This is a genomic window from Micromonospora sp. NPDC023869 (assembly GCF_055559695.1).
The window spans coordinates 109,323-128,170 of sequence record NZ_JBVHKD010000009.1 but is presented as its reverse complement, the minus strand read 5'-3'; the positions used below and the strand labels follow the sequence as shown (position 1 = coordinate 128,170).

At 71.8% G+C, this 18,848-nt stretch carries 10 protein-coding genes; all 10 read right to left on the bottom strand.

Annotated features, from left to right (window positions below):
- Positions 1-146 precede the first annotated feature (146 nt).
- A complete protein-coding gene (gene gntD / locus ACZ31C_RS23490) occupies positions 147-1,166 on the bottom strand; it encodes a guanitoxin biosynthesis L-enduracididine beta-hydroxylase GntD (protein ID WP_396740359.1) in 1,020 nt (339 codons plus the stop codon).
- On the bottom strand, positions 1,163-1,390 hold the full coding sequence (locus tag ACZ31C_RS23485) for an MbtH family protein (protein WP_350698966.1): 228 nt from the start codon (positions 1,388-1,390) through the stop codon (positions 1,163-1,165). Before ACZ31C_RS23485 ends, gntD begins: the two co-directional genes overlap by 4 nt.
- A 1-nt stretch (position 1,391) precedes the next feature.
- A complete protein-coding gene (locus tag ACZ31C_RS23480) occupies positions 1,392-2,432 on the bottom strand; it encodes a class I SAM-dependent methyltransferase (RefSeq protein WP_465797086.1) in 1,041 nt (346 codons plus the stop codon).
- Between the two features lie 10 nt (positions 2,433-2,442).
- Complete coding sequence (locus tag ACZ31C_RS23475; RefSeq protein WP_465797085.1) at positions 2,443-3,189, bottom strand: HalD/BesD family halogenase; 747 nt, start codon at positions 3,187-3,189, stop codon at positions 2,443-2,445.
- A gap of 92 nt (positions 3,190-3,281) precedes the next feature.
- The gene (locus ACZ31C_RS23470; RefSeq protein ID WP_449952312.1) at positions 3,282-4,118 is read right to left on the bottom strand and encodes an alpha/beta fold hydrolase; all 837 of its coding nucleotides are present in this window, start codon (positions 4,116-4,118) and stop codon (positions 3,282-3,284) included.
- A gap of 22 nt (positions 4,119-4,140) precedes the next feature.
- Positions 4,141-6,081, bottom strand: coding sequence for a RiPP maturation radical SAM C-methyltransferase (locus ACZ31C_RS23465; protein ID WP_465797084.1), 1,941 nt, complete (start codon positions 6,079-6,081; stop codon positions 4,141-4,143).
- Entirely contained in the window at positions 6,069-6,611 is a 543-nt protein-coding gene (locus tag ACZ31C_RS23460) for a flavin reductase family protein (RefSeq protein ID WP_396740368.1), read from the bottom strand. The genes ACZ31C_RS23465 and ACZ31C_RS23460 overlap by 13 nt, the downstream gene beginning before the upstream one ends.
- Positions 6,611-8,167, bottom strand: a complete 1,557-nt coding sequence (locus ACZ31C_RS23455; protein ID WP_396740370.1) for a tryptophan halogenase family protein — start codon at positions 8,165-8,167, stop codon at positions 6,611-6,613. Before ACZ31C_RS23455 ends, ACZ31C_RS23460 begins: the two co-directional genes overlap by 1 nt.
- The gene (locus tag ACZ31C_RS23450) at positions 8,164-8,382 is read right to left on the bottom strand and encodes an MbtH family protein (RefSeq protein WP_131051449.1); all 219 of its coding nucleotides are present in this window, start codon (positions 8,380-8,382) and stop codon (positions 8,164-8,166) included. The genes ACZ31C_RS23455 and ACZ31C_RS23450 overlap by 4 nt, the downstream gene beginning before the upstream one ends.
- Before the next feature lie 12 nt (positions 8,383-8,394).
- Entirely contained in the window at positions 8,395-18,822 is a 10,428-nt protein-coding gene (locus tag ACZ31C_RS23445) for a non-ribosomal peptide synthetase (RefSeq protein ID WP_465797083.1), read from the bottom strand.
- Between the last annotated feature and the right edge of the window lie 26 nt (positions 18,823-18,848).

Below are 18,848 nucleotides of genomic sequence, written 5' to 3'. Positions count from 1 at the left end.
GGCCCCCCCCGGCGCCCACCGTGGGGGCGGGGCCCCAGCCGTGGCGGGGGCCGCCCCGGTATTTTAGACCCTCCCCCACCAAACCCCCCCAGTGCGGGGGGGGGGGGGGGGGGGGGGGGCCCCCCCCCCCACCACCGGTGTTCCGGTCAGACCAGCACCCGGCCGCCCGCCGGCGACCCGCTGCCCGACCGCAGGTTGCGGCTGACCGTCAGCTTCTTGAGCCACCGATCGGTCCCGTCGTAACGGGCCCGGAACGACTTGCGGCCGTGCACCGCCTGGTAGTTGTCGACGATCAGCAGCGTGCCGCGCTCCACCACCACGTCGTGCTGGTGCGCGAGCAACTGCGAGTGCAGGGCGTCCAGCGCCCGCCGGGCGGCCACGTCGTCGTCACCGCCCACGCACCGCATGAAGGGCAGGTCGATCCGCAGGTACGGCCGGGACGGATCGCCGAACAGCACGGCGACCGGCTCCGGGTCGTCCCGCATCCGCTCGACCAGCTTGAGGGCCGGATGGTCCGGCTGGCTCAGGGTGAGCTGACGGATGTGCTCGTCGTCGGGAAGGATGTGGTAGCGCGGCTGCCGCAGCACCTCGACGTCGGCCGGGTCCAGGTCCAGTTCCCGCACCGACGCCACCGTGGTGGCCACCTTGTCCTCGTTGCGGACGCCGAACAGCAGCAGGTAGTCGCAGCGGCTCGGGTGGAAGGCGTCCTCGGTGTGGAACTCCAGCAACGCCTCGCTGCCGTGACCGTTCTGCCGCGCCTCGTCGCCCGCGATCGGCACGATGTTCTGGACGAGCCGTCCGCCCTGGAGCGTGGTCCAGGTGAACGGGTCCCCCAGCGCCATGCCGCACAGCGCCATGAACACCTCGACCTCGGTGACGTGGCTGCCCCGACGCTCGGCGTCCCAGTGCGTCGGCGTCGGCCCGACCTGCCGGTCGTCGACCGGAAAGCCGAGCACCGAGCAGGCCGCCGCCGGCTCGCCGTGCCGGAACTCGTCCAGGAACTCCCACAGACCGGCCGGCAGGTGCCGCACCGCGGACCGGTGGCGGTCGTAGAAGTCCGGCTGCCGGGGGTCCACGTCGGACGTGGATCGTACGGTCTCGCCGATCGCCCGTAACGCGGTGAGATCGGCGTCGCTGAGCTGGTATCGGGGCCAGTCGGTGGTCACCGGGACGCTCCGGAGTCCGCCGCCATCGCCCGGGCCAGGCTCGCCGGCCGCATGTCCGTCCAGGTGACCTCGACGAAGGCGAGGCAGTCGTCACGCCCGGCCGGGCCGTGCGCCACCGTCCAGCCGTCGGGCACCGGGTTCGACTCGGGCCACAGGGAGTACTGCGCTTCGGCGTTGACCAGCACCAGGTAGGTGCCGTCAGGCCGGTCGAACGGGTTGGACATCTCAGGCGCTCCTGGGGGCCGACGGGACCAGCTCGAAGAGGATCCCGGACGGAGGTGCGGCCACGTGACGCTCGCGGACCAGGTCCCACCCGGCCGCCTCGAACGCCGTCAACCACTCCTCCCGACTGGGGATGTAGACGCCCATCAGGGCGTGGATCAACTCGAAGCCGAGGGTGAAGATGGTGGTCGTCTCCGGGCTGGCCGGTCCGGGGGTGCGGACCACGTCGCAGAGCAGCAGTCGCTTGACGTTCGGGAACGCCCGGCGCAGGTTGGCCAGCCCGTCGACGCACCGCTGCATCGGCCAGAAGTCGTGGCCCATGAAGACGCAGGTCACCACCTCCACGTCGGCGAAGACCTCGGTGGGCTCCAGGGTCAGCACGTTGCCCTGGACGATGTGGACCCGGCCCTCCAGGCCCGCGTCGGCCACCGACTTCTCGGCCAGCTCCACGGAGCCCCGGGCGATGTCGACACCGACCGCGCTCACCGACGGGTCGCGCTGGGCGATCCGGATCAGGCGCTGCCCGGAGCCGCAGCCGAGGTCGGCGATCGCGGCGAAGTCGAGCCCGGTGACGATCTCGTCGAAGAGCGGCTCCACCTCGCTGTCGCCGATCAGGCGGGAGCCGATCGCCACGGCCCGCATGTCTCGGTGGTAGAAGTCGCCCACCCGCTGCTCGGGCGCGGCGACGTCGGGTGCGATGGAGAACAGCTCGCCGCACCCCTTGACCACCCAATAGAAGTAGCCCCGGGCGGCGTAGACGTCGGCGAAGCCCGGCCCGGTCAGGTACCGGTCCCCGTCGGCCTCGACCACCTTCGCCCAGACCAGCGTGTCCAGCAGCCCTCGGACCACGCCGTGGTCGAGACGGTTGCCGGCGGCCGTGGCCACGTCCGTGCCGCCCTCGGCGTGCAGCAAGTCGAGCAGGCCGATCTGGTGGCTGGCGGAGATCGCCGAGGTGACCACGTAGGACGAGAAGAGGCTCGCGGCTGCTCCGACCGTGTACGAGGGAGCGTCCGCCGAATATGTCTCGACGATCGTGTCGGTCATTGTTTCCTCCTTAGCGGATTGGTGGCGCCGCCGGAGACGACTCAGCCCACAACGCGTCCATCGTCTCGTGTGAGATGTGCCGGTCCAGATCGGTGGTGGCGGCGTAACCCATATTGATGATCGTCCGTACTCCCCCGGTGATCGGATAGACCCTGTGCAAGGTGGTGTCGGTGCGCATCAGATAGAGGTCACCGGGCACGAAGGAGGCCGAATAGGTCGGCCCGGCCAGAAATGCCCGGTGGATCTCCGGGTTTTCCTTGTTCCACGTCGTGCCCGGCACGCACTGCACGAAGCCGCCGTGCTCGACCGCCGGACACTCGATGATCCAGACCAGCGCGAAGGCATAGTCGTCCCAGTGCCAGCCGTGCGTGTCGCCGCTCTCCTCGAGCCGGGTGATCACGTACTGCTCCGGCTCGTACGGGCAGGGCAACACCGCCTCGCCGGCCACCTTGGACAGCAGCGCGAGCAGGGCCTCGGACTCGTACACCGCCGGGATGACCGTGCTGCGCTCGGCCACCTCGTCGCGGCGTACGTTGCGCATCCGACGCAGGGTGTTGCCGGTCGCGGCGAACCGTAGGTCGCGTCGGACACCGGCCTCGCCGACCAGGTTCAGCACCTCGGTCGCGACGGTCTCCTTCAACTCCTCCGGAACGACGAAGGACACTTTTGTGAAACCGTACTTCGCGAGGTGCTCACGTGCCTCGGCCAGCTGTTCCGAGCTGACCTCGTGCGCCGCGAGTCTCGCGAGGGGATCCACCACAGAAGCTTCCACAGTTACCTCCTATTCGCTTCTCTTACGCCGTTTTCGCCCATGCCCGAGCCACCGATCGCAGCGCGGACCGCGCACTTTCATTGCGTCGAACGTGTGGAAGGAACACGGTCACCGAAGAACTCGACGAGCAGCGCGTTGACGGCGTCCGGCCGTTCCAGATAGCCGAAGTGCCCGCAGCGGGCGACCTCGGTGAACCGGGCGCCGGGAATCGCCTCGGCGACCTCCCGGCCCAGATGCGGCGGTGTCACCAGGTCGTCGGCGAAGCCGACCACCAGAGCGCCGTCCGGCGGCGGCGTGACGGCCCGGTACGCGTCGAGCCGGTCCGCCATCCGTTCCAGCTCGGTCTGGGCCTCGGCCACCTCGAGGGAGGGTGGGAAGAACTCCATCAGGTCCAGCCAGGAGCGGGCCTGCTTCTCGTCGTTGAGCGTGTGCGGGGACAGGCTCTGGATCAGCCGCCACACGGCGTACGCCTGCGGTGGCAGCTTCGCCTCTCCCAGCGCGATGGCGGCCTCCGCCGTGGCAAGCGCGCCCCGGAAGGTGTCGGTCCGGCCCCGCGTCGCCATCAGCACCGCCTGCTGCACCAGGTCCGGCCGAGTGACCATCACCTCCTGCACCACGTGTGCGCCCATCGACGTGCCGACCAGCCGGGCCCGGCCGCCGCAGAGACGCTCGACCAGAGCGACGACGTCGCCGACGAGATCCTCGACGGTCGGCTTGGCCGCGCCCGGCGGCAACGGCGCGACCCCACGGTTGTCGAAGGTGACCACCCGGTACCCGGCCGCCACCAGCGCCGGCACCTGGTGCAGTTGCCACACGCTGCCCGGGCTGCCGGTCCCCATCACCAGGACGACCGGCTCCCCGGTGCCACGCTCGGCGTAGCTGATCTTCGTGCCGTTGGCCACGACGAGTGGCATGACTGGCTCCTTCGATCCTGGTTCAGGCCACCGGAAGGGACAGGTTTGGGGCCGGTCGGGTCGGCGTCAGCGGCAGCGAACGGGTCCCGCCGACCACGGTGCGGCGCGGGCGGGGCATCGGGTCGACGTCGCTGTCGGAGACGCAGACACTCATCACCCGGTGCCCCTCGAAGAAGAGCAGCCCGCGTTCCCGCAAGCCGGCCAGCCGCTTCTCCAGTTCGTCGGCCAGATGCGGCAGTTCAGCGCCGAGCTTGTCCACCCGTACCGGCTTGTCGAGGTGCAGCAGCAGCTCGGTGTCGGCGTCGTCGATCGGGTAGACCAGCTCGGCACCCGAGCGGGTGTCCCGGATCGTGGTGCCGCCATCGGTCCGGGTCAGGGTCAGCGCCGGGCCACTGCCCGCCGCCCACGCCGTGTTCCACTGCCCGACCCGTTCGCGCAGCGGGCGCAGCCAGGTCGCCGACGAGATCATGTAGTCGGAGACGTTCTGGTCGGCGAAGTAGTAGGCCACGTCGCGCAGCCCGTCGCGGTCGAACGGGTACGTCAGCCGGTAGTGGTCCACCGGCTCCAGGTCGAGCCCGTACTCGGCGGCGTTGTTGAAGTACGGGCTGAACCTGTCGAACCGCACCGGGAAGCAGCCCTGCGGCGGTGGCAGGTGGGACAGCAGCGGCAGGTCGTCGACGTAGCGCCGGTAGGTCTCCTCGGCCTCGCCGGGGAACCCGATCAACAGGTTCCAGACCGGGCTGATCCCGAGCCGCAGGCAGTTCTTGAGGAACTGGATGTTCTGGAACGACGACGTGCCCTTGCGCATCAGCTTGAGCGTCGGTGTCGCCATCGCCTCGATGCCCGGCTGGATCTCGTTCACCCCGGCGCGTTCCAGCACCGTCATGTCCTCGATGTCCAGACCGACCTTCACCTCGTAGAAGATCGAGATACCCTCGGGCGGGTCGAGCTTCGGGAACACCTCGGTGAGGTAGTCCATCGGCATGATGTTGTCCGTGCAGCAGTACTTCTTGGCCCACGGCGCGTGCGAGAAGAGCCAGTCGAACTGCTTGAGCGCGTTCTCCGGTCGCATCGCCCGGTAGGCCATGGTCTGACCGTTGAGGCCGCAGAACGTGCAGTGCGCCCGCTCGCCCCACCAGCAGCCCCGAGAGGTCTCGAAGAACAGCATCGGCTCCGCCGCGGCGGCCGGAAGCTGCACCATCTGGTCGAACGACGTACGGAACTCGGTGTAGTCCGGGTCGAAGTAGTCGTCGATGTCGGCGTTCGGGCCGATCCCCTTGCGGTAGCGGCTCTCCATCTGGTTGCGCCGGGTGACGACGCCACGGATCCGGTGCGCCCGCTCCAGGTCGTCGTCGAGCACGCTGCGCAGGAACTCGGGGAACGTGACCAGTGCGGGACCGGAGAAGACGAAGTCGAGCTGCGGGCAGTTCTGCGCCAACGCCGCGCCCATCGGCGCCTCGCAGTTGGCGCCGCCGATCAGCGTGGTCACCGCCGGGTTGCGGTCCTTGACCATCCGGGCCGCCGCGAGGCTGGGGAGGTTCTGGGTGAACATCGAGCTGAAGCCGAGCAGGTCCGCCTCGTCGAGCCGGTACTTCTCCACCATGCTGCGCAGGAAGTCCTTGAGGCCCTCGCGGCGACGCAGCACGGTACGCCGCAGGTCGGCCTTTGCCGGGCCGGTGAAGTAGCGGCTGAAGTACTCGTCCACGTTGTCCGGCAGCTCCGGGAAGGCGAGCTGCCGGAACATCCAGTCCCCCACCCCGGCGACGTGGAAGTCCATGTCCCCGGCGATGGCGTCGTACTCCTGGGCGCCGAAGTAGCGGACGAAGTCGTGGTTGATGTAGCAGACCCGTACGTCGAAATCGTCCGGGAAGTCCCGGCGGACCAACGCGGAGAGCTGGCTGAGCGCGAACGACGGTCGACGCCGGTCGGCGAAGGGCATGTTGACGAGGACTAGCTGGCGCACGTGGACCCTTCCACGATCGAGGGCTGCCACCGCGAGTACTGGCGCAACCCGTACAGCAGTGGGGTGTCGGCGGTGTACTGGACGTCGGAGACCTGCCCCACCACCAGCGCGTGGTCACCGACGATCCGGACGTCGGAGAGCGTGCAGGCGGCGAACCCGCAGGCGTCCTCCACCAGCCACGGCAACCGGTCGTCGCCCCGGGGCTGCCAGACGACCTGGTGGAAGCGGTCCGCCTGGCCGGTGGCGAAGACCTCCGCCGCCCGCTGGCCCCGGGCGTGCAGCAGGTTGACCGCGAACCGGTCCCGGTCCTCGATGGCGGCCAGCGTGCGGCTGCCCACCTTGAGGCTGACCAGCAGGGTCGGCGGCTCCAGCGTGACGCTCATCAGCGACGAGCAGGTCAGTCCCCACGGCGCCCCCTCGCCGTCCACGCTGGTCACCACCGCCACCCCGGTCGGGAAGCCGCTCATGAAGGTGCGGCAGCCGTCGGCCAGCGACGGCTCGGATCCGGGACGCATCGGTACGACCGTCATCACCCCTCCGCCGCCGGTTGGATGGTGCTCAGGTACTCGTACGCGCTGGGCAGGGTCTTCACCAGCCGCTCGGCGTCGGCCCGGATCGCGGCCAGCTCGGCCGACGCGCGGGCGGGGTCGATGTGCGCCAGCGCCGGCCGGGGGCTCTTCGGCGCCAGCCCCATGCCGAGGCAGATGGTGATCCACGAGTAGACCTCGAACCCGTGGTAGTACGGGTAGATGGTGCTCTCGTCGAGCAGCCGCACCGCCGCGGTCTCCAGCCGCTCGGCCAGCCCGTCCGGGATGGCGCGGACCTTGGTCTCCCGCCAGTAGTCGGTGTCCTGCCGGGGCGAGGCGACGTAGTGCAGGACCAGGAACTCCTTGACCCCGTCGATCACCCGCGCGACCTTGTCGTTGTAGCCGCGGATCAGGGTGTCGTCCCAGGTGTTGTCCGGGAAGTGCTTCACCAGTTGTTCGATGGCGTGCTGGATGAAGAAGATGCCGGTGGACTCCAACGGCTCGACGAAGCCGCTGGACAGGCCGACCGCCACGCAGTTGTTCACCCAGGACCGCTCGTTGCGGCCGATCCGCATCCGGATGTGGTTGGCCTCCAGCTCGTCCTGCCCCGGCGCGGCGAACTCGCGCAGCGTGCGCTCCGCCTCCTCCGGCTCGCAGAACTGGTCGGAGTAGACGTAGCCCGTGCCGATCCTGCCGTACAGCGGGATGGTCCAGATCCAGCCGGCGTCCTTGGCGGTGGCCTTGGTGTACGGAGCGATACCGTGCTCGGCCATGTCCCGGGGCACCCGCAGCGCCACCGCGCGGTTGTTCGGCAGCACGTCGGTGAAGGAGACGAACTTCTCCTTCAGCGTCTGGTTGATCAGCAGGCCCCGGAAGCCGGTGCAGTCCACGAAGAGGTCACCGGTGACGTCGCCCTGGTTGCGGGTGGAGACGTGGGTGATCCAGCCGCGCTCGTCCTGCCCGACACCGACGACGTCGTCGACCACGTGCCGGACGCCCTGCGCGACACCGAGCTTGGTCAGGTAGCGGGCCATCAGCGCGGCGTCGAAGTGGTAGGCGTACGGGAACTGTGCCCGCTGCTCGTCCAGGGTGGAGCGGCCCAGCTCGCCGTCGAGGCTGGCAGTGAAGAGCGTCCCGTCGAGCATCCGCGGGGAACGCTCCGCCTCGCACAGGTACGGCGTGATGAACGAGCCCCGGTCGAAGCTCTCGGTCGGGTCGCCGAGGGCCAGGTTCCACTCGGCGGCGGTGAACCCGTCGGAGGTGCGCAGCCGCTCGAACGGGTGGAAGAAGTGGCTGCCGTCGCCGCGCCAGTTGTCGTACTTGATGGCCAGCTTGTAGGAGCCGCTGCACTGCGGCATCCACTCCCGCTCGTCCAGACCCAGGTAGTCGAAGAAGTGCCGGATGGTGCTGAACGTCGCCTCGCCGACGCCGATCGTGCCGACCGCCGCCGACTCCACGAGGGTCACCGAGATCCGGTCCTGGAAGGCGGTCTTGAGGTAGGTGGCGGTCATCCAGCCGGCGGTCCCGCCACCGACGATGACAACGTTACGGATCATCATGCCTGTGCTCCCTGGATCGCTTCCCGAACGGTCCGCACGCTGCGCGGCCGCATGTCCTTCCACACCCGGTCGATGTGGTCGAGGCACTCCTGACGGGTGCCGTCGGTGCCCTCGTCCTGCCAGCCCGGCGGGTTGGGCCGGTCCGACCACCACACCGAGTACTGCTCCTCGTGGTTGACCACGACCTTGAAACGGACGTCATCCGGCTGCGTCATCGGTGGTTCCTCTCATGTCGTGGTGATCTCGTGGTCGCGGGCGAGCCGCAACCGGTCGGCCAACGCCGGGCCGATGGTGTCCAGTGCCGGAGCCTGCGTCATCCGGTCGTGCTCGCAGTCGACCGGCAGCACGTCGACCCGGCCGTCGACGTACGCCTGCCAGACCGTGGCCGGGTCGAGGCGGTCGTCCCAGGTCTGGGTGGCCACGAACAACTGCACGTCACCGTGGAAACGCTCAGGCGTGAACGCGTCCATCAGGCGGGCGTTGTTCAGCACCACCCCGGTCAGTGCCTCCACGGTCTTGGCGTCGAGCAGTTCGTCGCCCGGGTCCGGCCGGACCCCGTCGTCGGAGACCGCGTCCCGGTCGCCGGCCGACCCCGGTCGGCCGAGGGCGTCGAAGAGCAGCGCGCGGGCCTGGGCCGCGGTTTCCACCCGGACGTCCTCCACGTCCATCGCCGGGTAGCTGTCGATCAGCGTGAGCACCGCGACCCGCTCGCCGTCGGCCTGCAGGCGGGTGGCCATGGCGTGGGCGACCAGGCCGCCGAACGACCAGCCGAGCAGGTGGTAGGGGCCGTGCGGCTGGATCCGCCGGATCTCGGCGAGGTAGTCGGCAGCCATCTCCTCGACGCTGCCGGCCAGCACCTCGCCGCCGTCCGCGCCGCGCGCCTGCAACCCGTAGATCGGCCGGTCGATGCCCGCCTGCCGCAGCAGCCCCGAGTAGCACCAGCTCAGACCACCGACCGGGTGTACGCAGAACAGCGGCTCGCGGTCGCCGTGCACCCGCATCGGCATCAGCACGTCGAACGGGTCGGCGGTCACCCCGGACTCGACGGCTGCGGCGAGGCTGGCCACGGTCGGGTTCTCGAACAGCGCCCGGATGGTCAGCTCCACGCCCAGCGCGGTGCGTACCCGGGACACCAGGCGGGTCGCCAGCAGCGAGTGGCCGCCCAGGTCGAAGAAGCCGTCGTCGACACCGACCGTGTCCAGGCCGAGCACCTCGGCGAACAGGCCGCAGAGCACCGTCTCGCGGGGCCCCACCGGCCCTCGGCCACCGGCGCCGCCGGTCGACTCGGGGACGGGCAGCGCCGCGCGGTCCAGCTTGCCGTTGGGGGTCAGCGGCAGCGAGTCCATCGGCACCAGCGCCGAGGGCACCATGAAGCCGGGCAGTTGCTCGCCGGCCTGCGCCCGCAGCGCGGCCAGGTCGACCTGGCCACCGGCGACCGGGCAGACGTAGGCGACCAGCCGCTGGTCGCCGGGGCGGTCCTCGCGTACCACCACGGCGACCTGGCCGACGGCGGGGTCGGCGGCCAGGACGGCCTCGATCTCGCCGAGTTCCACCCGGAACCCGCGCACCTTCACCTGGTCGTCGGCGCGGCCGACGAAGCTCAGGTTGCCGTCCAGTCCCCAGCGCACCACGTCGCCGGTGCGATACATGCGCGACCCGGGCGGGCCGAACGGGTCGGCGACGAACCGGGTCGCGGTGAGTCCGGCCCGTCCCCAGTAGCCCCGGCCCAGCCCGGCGCCCGCCACGTACAGCTCACCGGCCGCGCCCGGCGCCACCATCCGCAGCGCCTCGTCCAGCACGTACAGCCGGGAGTTCAGGATCGGCTTGCCGATCAGCGGCACGTCCCCGTCGGCGACCCGGTACGCTGCGGTGTCGTTCGAGCACTCGGTCTGGCCGTAGAAGTTGTAGCTGGCCGTGTCCGGGGTGGCCCGCATCGCGTTCCACAACGTCTCGGTGACGGCCTCGCCGCCGACCATCAGCACGGTCGGATGGTGCCGGCCGTCGGCGAACATGCCGGCGGCGACGAGCTGCTGCATGAACGACGGCGTCAGGTCGACGAACCCGATGCGCTGCCGGTCGATGTAGTCGACGAACGCCTCGGCGTCGCGGCGCACGAAGTCGTTGATGACGTGCAGCTCGTGCCCGTCGAGCATCCAGAGCAGCGAGTCCCACGAGGTGTCGAACGTCAGCGGCGCGGTGAAGCCGATCCGCAGCCGACCGCCACCGGCCGCCGCCACCTCGGGGCGGAAGAACGTGTTGCGGTGGCTCCAGTACAGGTTGACCATGCCCCGGTGCTCGATGACGACCGCCTTCGGCCGACCCGTCGACCCGGAGGTGTAGATGACGTACGCGGGGTTCTCCGGCCGCAGCGGCGCAAGACGTTCCGGGTCGGCCAGCTCCGCGTCGGAGAGCGCGGCCAGCTCGGTGCGGACCGCCTCGTCGTCGAGCTGGACCACGGGGGTGGTCAGCGGGGGCAGCGCCGCGAGTCCGGCGGCGGTGCCGAGCACGACCACCGGTGCGGCGTCGGCCAGCATGAAGGCCAGCCGGTCCGCCGGATGCTCCAGGTCCAGCGGCAGGTACGCGCCACCGGCCTTGAGCACCGCGAACAGCGCCACGACCATCTCCGCCGACCTCGGTACGGCCAGCGCGACCACGCGCTCCGGGCCGACGCCCCGGTCGACCAGCAACCGCGCCAGCCGGTTGGCCCGCCCGTCCAGCTCGGCGAAGGTCATCCGGGTGTCGTCGTGGACCACCGCCACCTCGTCACCGGTGGCCGCCACCTGCTCGGCGAGCAGGTCGATCAGCCGGACCGGCGGCGCGGGCCGGACCGGTCCCATCCAGTCCACGGTCAGCGCCCGACGCTCCTGCGCCGACATCACCTCCAGCTCGCTGACCGGCAGGTGCGGGTCGTCGGCAGCGGCGGACAGCAGCCGCGCCAGGCGCTCGGCCAGCGCCGCCACCGACGGCTCGTCGAACAGGTCGGTCGAGTACTCCAGGTAGCCGCGCAGGCCCGCCGGGGAACCGTCCGGGCCGTAGTCCTCGAACACGTCCAGCGTCAGGTCGTACTCGGACACCCCGTGCCGGACCGCCTCGTGGCTGACCTGCAAACCGGCGAAGTCGAACGCGGCCGAGGCGTTGTTCTGGAACGCCAGCAGCACCTGGAACAGCGGGAACCGGGCCAGCGAGCGGGTCGGGCTGACCGCCTCCACGACCCGCTCGAAGGGCACGTCCTGGTGGTCGTAGGCGGCCAGGTCGGTGTCGCGTACCCGGTCGAGCAGCTCGGAGAAGGTCGGGTCGCCGCCGACGTCGGTGCGCAGCACCAGCGTGTTGACGAAGTAGCCGACCATCGCCTCCAGCGCCGGGTCGCCCCGGCCCGCCGACGGGGTGCCGATCGGGATGTCGGCGCCCGCGCCCATCCGGGACAGCAGCGCGGCGAGCCCGGCCTGCACCACCATGAACAGGCTCAGCCGCCGGTCGCGGGCCAGGCGCAGCAGCCCGTCGTGCTGGTCGGCGTCGAGTCGCAGGGCGACCGTGTCCCCCGCGTAACTGGCCACCGGCGGGCGGGGCCGGTCGGTGGGCAGCGACAACTCCTCCGGCGAACCGGCCAGGTTGGCCCGCCAGTAGTCGAGCTGCCGGTTGACCTCGCTGTCCCGGTCACCGTCGTCGCCGAGGATCTCCCGCTGCCAGACCGCGTAGTCGGCGTACTGCACCGGCAGCGGTGACCACTGCGGGGCCTTGCCCTGCCGACGCAGCGAGTAGGCGTCGGCCAGGTCCCGGCTCAGCGGTGCCAGCGACGCCCCGTCGACCGCGATGTGGTGCATGACCAGCAGCAGCACGTGCAGTTCCGGGTCGATCCGGAAGAGCTGCGCCCGCAGCGGGATCTGTGCGGCGAGGTCGAATCCCTGCGCGGTGGCCGAGGCCAGCGCGTCGGCCAGGTCCGCCTCGGTGACGTCCCGCACCGGCATCGGCGGTCGGGTCGGCGGCAGGACCGTCTGGAACGGTACCCCGCCCTCCTCACCGAAGACGGTACGCAGCGGCTCGTGCCGCGCCACCAGGTCGGCGACGGCGGCGGCGAGCGCGTCGGCGTCGAGCGGACCGGCCAGCCGCAACGCGATCGGGGTGTTGCGGGCCCCGGTGTCGGTGCCGTCCATCCGGTCCAGGAACCACAGGCGCTGCTGGCCGAAGGAGAGCGGGATCCGCTCGCCACGCGGCACCGGGCGGACCGCCGGCCGGGCGGTCACCGTGGGGTCGATCGCCTTGGCGAGGGTGGCCACCGTCGGGTTCTCGAACAACGCCCGGATGGTCAGCTCCACCCCCAGCACCGACCGCACCCGGGAGACCAGGCGGGTGGCCAGCAGCGAGTGCCCGCCCAGGTCGAAGAAGCCGTCGTCCACGCCGACCCGGTCGACGCCGAGCACCTCGGCGAACAGCCCGCACAGCACCGACTCACGGGGACCGACCGGCCGGCGTCCGCCACCGACATCGCGGGTCGGTGCCGGCAACGCGGCCCGGTCCAGCTTGCCGTTGGGCGTCAGCGGCAACGCCGACAGCTTCACGATCGCCGACGGCACCATGAAGCCGGGCAGCCGCTCGGCCGCCATGGCCCGCAGCTCCTCCACGTCGACCCGGGCGCCGTCCGCCGCGCAGACGTAACCCACCAGCCGCTGGTCGCCGGGACGGTCCTCGCGGACCACCACCGCCACCTGGCCCACCCCGGGGCCCGCCGCCAGCACCGCCTCAATCTCGCCAAGCTCCACCCGGAACCCGCGCACCTTGACCTGCTCGTCGGCGCGGCCGAGGAAGCTCAACCCGCCGTCCGGCCGCCACCGCACCAGGTCACCGGTGCGGTACATGCGCGATCCGGCCGGTCCGTACGGGTCGGCGAGGAACCGCGAGGCGGTCAGTCCAGGCCGTCCCCGGTAGCCACGGGCCAGCCCGGGACCGGCCACGTACAGTTCGCCGGCCGCCCCGGGCGCCACCAGCCGCAGCCCCTCGTCCAGCACGTAGACCCGGGCACCCGAGATGGGGCGACCGATGTCGGCGCGGACCGACTGCGGGTCGGGCGGGCCGTCGGCCTCGTACACGCGGGAGCTGACGTCGATGGTCGCCTCGGTCGGCCCGTACGCGATGACCATGCGGCGACCCGTCGACCAGTACGCGGCCACGTCGGGCGGGCAGCCCTCGCCACCGGTGATGATCGCTCTCAGGTGCGGCAGTTCCCGTTGCGGCACGGTGGCCAGCACCGACGGTGGGATGTGCGCGTGGCTGATCCGCTGCTCGGCCAGGTAGGCGTAAAGTTCCTCACCCGCGACGGTGGTCGGCGACACCACGAGGCAGCCGCCGGCCAGCAGCGCCATCGACACCTCCGCCACCATCACGTCGAAGCTCGGCGACACCAGTTGCGACACCCGCGCGCCGGGTCGGGCGTCGTGCCGGACGATCTGGTTGGCCAGCAGCCCGGCCAGACCGGCGTGGGTCACCTCGACACCCTTGGGCCGACCGGTGGAGCCCGAGGTGTAGATGAGGTACGCCGCGTCGGCGACCCGCAGCGGGCCGAGCCGGTCGGTGTCGGACAGGTTCGCCGGGGAGGCCGCCGCCAGATCGATCTCCTCCAGCACCACCGTCGCGGACGCCCCCGCCACCGGTGCCACGGCCAGCCCGGCCCGAGTGGTCAGCACCACCGTGGGCGCGCTGTCGTCGAGCAGGAAGGCGAGCCGCTCGGCCGGGTACGTGAGGTCCACCGCCAGGTAGGCCGCGCCGGTCTTGGCGACCGCGACGATGGCGACGATCAGGTCGATCGAGCGGGGCAGCGCGAGCGCGACGGTCCGCTCCGGGCCGACCCCCCGGGCGACGAGGGCCCGCGCCAACCGGTTGGCCCGCTCGTTCAGCTCGGTGTAGCGCAGCGTGCGCCCGTCCGCCTCGACAGCGGGGGCCGACGGGGTGGCCGCGACCTGCGCCTCGAACAGTTCCGGCAGGGTCAGGGTGGACGGCGCACCGGCGCTGCCCGCCCAGGTGGTGAGCAGTTCCCGCCGCTCCCGCTCGGCCAGGATCTCCACCGCGCAGACCGGTGCCGTCGGCTCCGCCACCAGGTTGCCGACCAGTCGGACCAGCCGGTCGGCCAGCAGCTCGACGGTGGTGTGGTCGAACAGCTCGGTGGCGAAGTAGACCTCGCCGGTGAGCCGGTCGTCGACCAGGTGCATCATCAGCGCCAGGTCGAACTGGAGCGACGAGAGCGCGAGATCCTGCGTCCGCACCTCGACGTCGGCCAGCCCGGTGGGCTCGTCCTCGGCGCCGGCCAGCGTGAACATCACCTGGAACAGCGGCGACATGCTCTGGTCCCGGACCGGGTTGAGCCGCTCCACCACCTGGTCGAAGGGCACCTCGGCGTGGCTGAGCGCGCCGAGCACCGTGCCGCGTACCCGTTCCAGCAGTTCGGCGAAGGTCGGGCCGTGCGGACTGTCACCCAGCTCGGTGCGGATCACGACGCTGTTGACCAGGAAGCCGACCACGTCGGCGAGTTCGGGGTGGTCGCGGCCGGTGACCGGGGTGCCCACGGCGATGTCACGCTGGCCGCTGACCCGGGCCAGGAGCACCTGGAAGGCGGTCAGCAGCACCATGAACGGCGTGACGCCCCGCGCCGAGGAGAGGTCCCGCAGCCGCCGGACGGTCTCCGCCGGCACCTCCAGCCGGACCCGGTCGGCGGCGAAGCTGGGCGTCGCCGGGCGCGGCCGGTCCAGCGGCAGACGCAGCACCGGCAGGTCGGCGAGTTGCCCCTGCCAGTAGTCGAGCGCCTCCTCGTACCGGCCGCTGTCCCGCCGTTCCCGCTGCCACCAGGCGAAGTCGGCGTAGTGCAGGGTCACCGGGTCGAGATCGGGTGCGGTGCCGGCCCGCCGGGCCCGGTAGCACTCGGTCACCTCGCGCCAGACGACCTGGTGGGACCAGCCGTCGTAGGCGATGTGGTGCAGCACCACCAGCAGCACGTGGTCGTGTTCGCCGACCCGCAGCAGGAAACCGCGCAGCACCGGGCCGCTGCCCAGGTCGAACGGGCGGGCCCACTCGTCGTGCAGGACCCGGGTGATCAGGTCGTCGGCGAGGCCGGTGACCGTGACCACGGGCAGCTCGACCGGGTACGGCGCGTCGACCACCTGCACCGGGCCGTCGTCGGTGGCGACGTAGTGGGTCCGCAGGATCTCGTGCCGGGCGACCACGTCACCGAGCGCGCCGGCCAGGGCGTCCACGTCGAGCGCGCCGTGCAGCCGTACCGCGACCGGCATGTTGTACGCCGGGGACTCCGGCGCGTACTGCCAGAGGAAGTAGAGCCGCTCCTGCGCGTACGACAGCGGCATCCCGTCGGACAGGCGGGGCACCGGTATCGGGGCCGGGCCGGCGATGTGCACGGTGGTGGCGAGCCGGGCGGCCATCGAGGCGACCGTGGGGGCGTCGAACACCGCCTGCACCGGCAGCTCGATCCCGAGGGTCTGGCGCAGGCCGAAGACGACCCGGGTGGCCAGCAGCGAGTGCCCGCCGATCTCGAAGAAGTCGTCGTGCACGCCGATCGGGTCGGTGCGGTCCAGCACCTGCTGCCACACCTGCGCCACGGCCCGTTCGGTGTCGTCGCGCGGGGCGACCCGGTCCACCGCGCCGTCCTCGGGTGTGACCGCCGGTAGCCGGGACTTGTCCACCTTGCCGCTGAGCGTGCGGGGCAGCCGGTCGATCGGCACGAACGCCGAGACCCGCAACTGCGCCGGCAGGCGCTCGTCCAGGTACGCCCGGAGGTCGCCACCGGTGGGTGCGGTGCCGGTCGCGGCCACCACGTACGCCACCAGCCGGTGGTGGGAGACCCCGTCCCGGACCGCCACCACGCACGCCTCGCTGACCGCGTGGTGCCCGCGCAGCACCGCCTCGATCTCGCCCGGCTCGACCCGGTGGCCCCGGATCTGCACCTGGTCGTCGCTGCGGCCGATGAACTCCACGACCCCGTCGGCGAGCCACCGGCCCCGGTCACCGGTGCGGTAGAGCCGGCTGCCGCTGTCGCTTCCGTACGGGTCGGGCAGGAACCGGTCGGCGGTGAGGCCGGGCCGGTTCAGGTAGCCCCGGGTCACCCCGTGGCCGCCGACGTACAGGTCACCGACCACCCCGATCGGGACCGGACGCAGCCGCTCGTCGAGCACGTACACGGCGGTGTTGGCCACCGGGGCGCCGACCGGCACGATGCCGGAGGCGGTGCTCACCCCGGGCCGGGCCGGGAACATCGTGCTGTCGATCGACGTCTCGGTGGCGCCCCAGGCGTTGACGATCCGGACACCGTCCGGTAGCACGGCCAGCGCGGCGGCGTAGTCGCTGACCGCGAAGCTGTCCGCGCCGACCATCAGCAGTTTGACCTCCGGCAGCCGCCGGCCGCTCTCGGTCAGGTGCGCGGTGATGGCGGTCAGCACGGCGGGCACCGTGTCGAAGGCGTCGACGCGCTCCGCCGCCAACGCGTCCACCAACGCCTGCGGGTCCCGGGCCAGCGAGCGGGGACCGAGCACCAGGCAGCTACCGAAGGCCAGGCTCCGGACCACGTCACCGACGAAGACGTCAAAGGCGGAGCTGGCGATCGTCATCCAGCGGCGTAGCGGCCCCGGGTCCCAGGTGGTCCAGGCCGCGCGCAGGTTCGCTGTGCCGCCCCGGGTGACCATCACGCCCTTCGGCGTACCGGTCGAGCCGGAGGTGTAGATCACGTACGCGAGGGCGGACGGCGGCGCGGTGCGGGGTGGCCGGACGGCCGAGGTGTCGGCGAGCGTGGCCGGGTCGTCGAGCCGGACCAGCCGCCACGGACCGGCGGGCAGGTCGGGTGCGGTGGTGGCATCGCAGAGCACCACCGTCGGCGTGGCGTCGTCGAGCAGCACGGCGATGCGGGCGGCGGGCTGCTCCGGGTCCACCGGCATGAACGCGGCGTCGGCCTTGAGCACGGCCAGCGGCGCGACCACGGTGTCGTGACCGCGTCCGACACAGATCGCCACCCGGTCGTCGATGCCCACACCGAGCCCGCGCAGCAGGTTCGCGATCCGGTTGGCGCGGTCCTCGACGCCTGCGTAGTCGAGCGTCCGCCCGTCCCAGACCAGCGCGGGCGCGTCCGGGGTGGTGTCCGCGTACGCCTCGAAGTGCTGCTCGACGGAGATCGACGGCGAGTAGCTGAGCCGGGTGCTGTTCCAGTCCCGCACCAGGCGACGCTCGTGGCTGGTGGAGAGGCGGTAGTCGCTGATCGGGCGGTCCGGTGCCTCGGCGATGCCGGTGAGCAGCTGTGTCAGGTGCTCCACGATCCGCTCGGCGGCGTCGGCGTCGAAGAGGTCCACGCTGTACTCGAGTTCACCGGTCAGCCCTTCCGGGCTCTCCCGCAGGCCGAGCGTGAGGTCGACCTGCGCGCCCTGGGCCGCCCCCGAGTACGGCTGCACGTCCACGTCGCCCAGGTCCCAGGCATCGTTGGCGCCGGCGGCGTCGCCGTCGGTGGTGAACATGACCTGGAACAGCGGGGTGGCGCTGGCGTCCCGGGCCGGGTTGATCCGCTCGACGACCTGGTCGAACGGCACGTCCTGGTGGGCCAGGCCGTCGAGCACGACGCCCCGGACCCGGGTCAGCAGCTCGGTGAAGGTGGGGTCGCCGGAGAGGTCGCCGCGCAGCACGACGGTGTTGGCGAAGAAGCCGACCAGCCCGGCGACGGCGTCGGAGTCCCGGCCGGCGACCGGCGTGCCGACGGCGATGTCCGGCTGGCCGGAGAGCCGGGAGAGCAGCACCTGGAAGGCGGCGAGCAGCACGACGAACGGGGTGCAGCCGGTGGACCGGCCGAGTTCCCGCAGCCCGTCGGCGACCGGCGCGGGCAGCCGGACCGGCACCCGGTCACCGGCGAAGGTGGGGGTGGCCGGACGGGGCCGGGCGACCGGCAGGTCCAGCACCGGAACGTCGGTCAGTTGCTCCTGCCAGTGCCGCAGGCCGGGCTCGTACCCGCCGTCGGCCTGGCGGCGTCGCTGCCACCAGGCGACGTCGGCGACCTGCACCGGCAGCGCGGGCAGCCGCTGGGCAGCCGCCGCGCCGTCCCGGTAGACCGTGGACAGCTCCCGCCACATGATCGGCAGGGACCACCCGTCACAGGCGATGTGGTGCATCACCAGCAGCAGCACGTGCTCCTCGGGGGACCGCCGGAACAGCGTGGCCCGCAGCACCGGCCCCTGCGCCAGGTCGAACGGCCGCAGCGTCTCGGCGTCGATCAGCTCCCGCAGCGCCGCCTCCGACCCGGCACCGCCTGGCACGTCCACCACCGGCAGCGGAACCGGGACCGCCTCGTCGACCACCTGCTCCGGGCCCTGCGCACCGTCGACGTAACGGGTCCGCAGCACCTCGTGCCGGGCCACCACGGCCGACAGCGCGGTGCCCAGCGCCGCCACGTCCACCGCGCCCGTCAGGCGCACCGCCACCGGCGCGTGGTACGCCGCCGAGGCCGGCGCCAGCCGCCACAGGAAGTAGAGCCGCTCCTGGGCGAACGACAGCGGCAGTGCCTCGTCGCGCGGGGCGCGGGGAATCCCGGTGGGACGCGCGTCGCCGCGGCCCAGCCGCTCCAGCAGCAGCCGGCGTCGCTCCGGGGAGAGCTGGGCGAGCCGCTCGGCGAGCGTGTCAGACATGGAGGTCCCTTCGGAACTGGGCCGTC

Excerpts from the sequence above, each read along its gene's own strand:
- ACZ31C_RS23485 (WP_350698966.1), bottom strand. The coding sequence starts at position 1,390 with ATGTCCAACCCGTTCGACCGGCCTGACGGCACCTACCTGGTGCTGGTC.
- ACZ31C_RS23480 (WP_465797086.1), bottom strand. The coding sequence starts at position 2,432 with ATGACCGACACGATCGTCGAGACATATTCGGCGGACGCTCCCTCGTAC.
- ACZ31C_RS23470 (WP_449952312.1), bottom strand. The coding sequence starts at position 4,118 with ATGCCACTCGTCGTGGCCAACGGCACGAAGATCAGCTACGCCGAGCGT.
- ACZ31C_RS23460 (WP_396740368.1), bottom strand. The coding sequence starts at position 6,611 with ATGACGGTCGTACCGATGCGTCCCGGATCCGAGCCGTCGCTGGCCGAC.
- ACZ31C_RS23455 (WP_396740370.1), bottom strand. The coding sequence starts at position 8,167 with ATGATGATCCGTAACGTTGTCATCGTCGGTGGCGGGACCGCCGGCTGG.
- ACZ31C_RS23450 (WP_131051449.1), bottom strand. The coding sequence starts at position 8,382 with ATGACGCAGCCGGATGACGTCCGTTTCAAGGTCGTGGTCAACCACGAG.
- ACZ31C_RS23445 (WP_465797083.1), bottom strand. The coding sequence starts at position 18,822 with ATGTCTGACACGCTCGCCGAGCGGCTCGCCCAGCTCTCCCCGGAGCGA.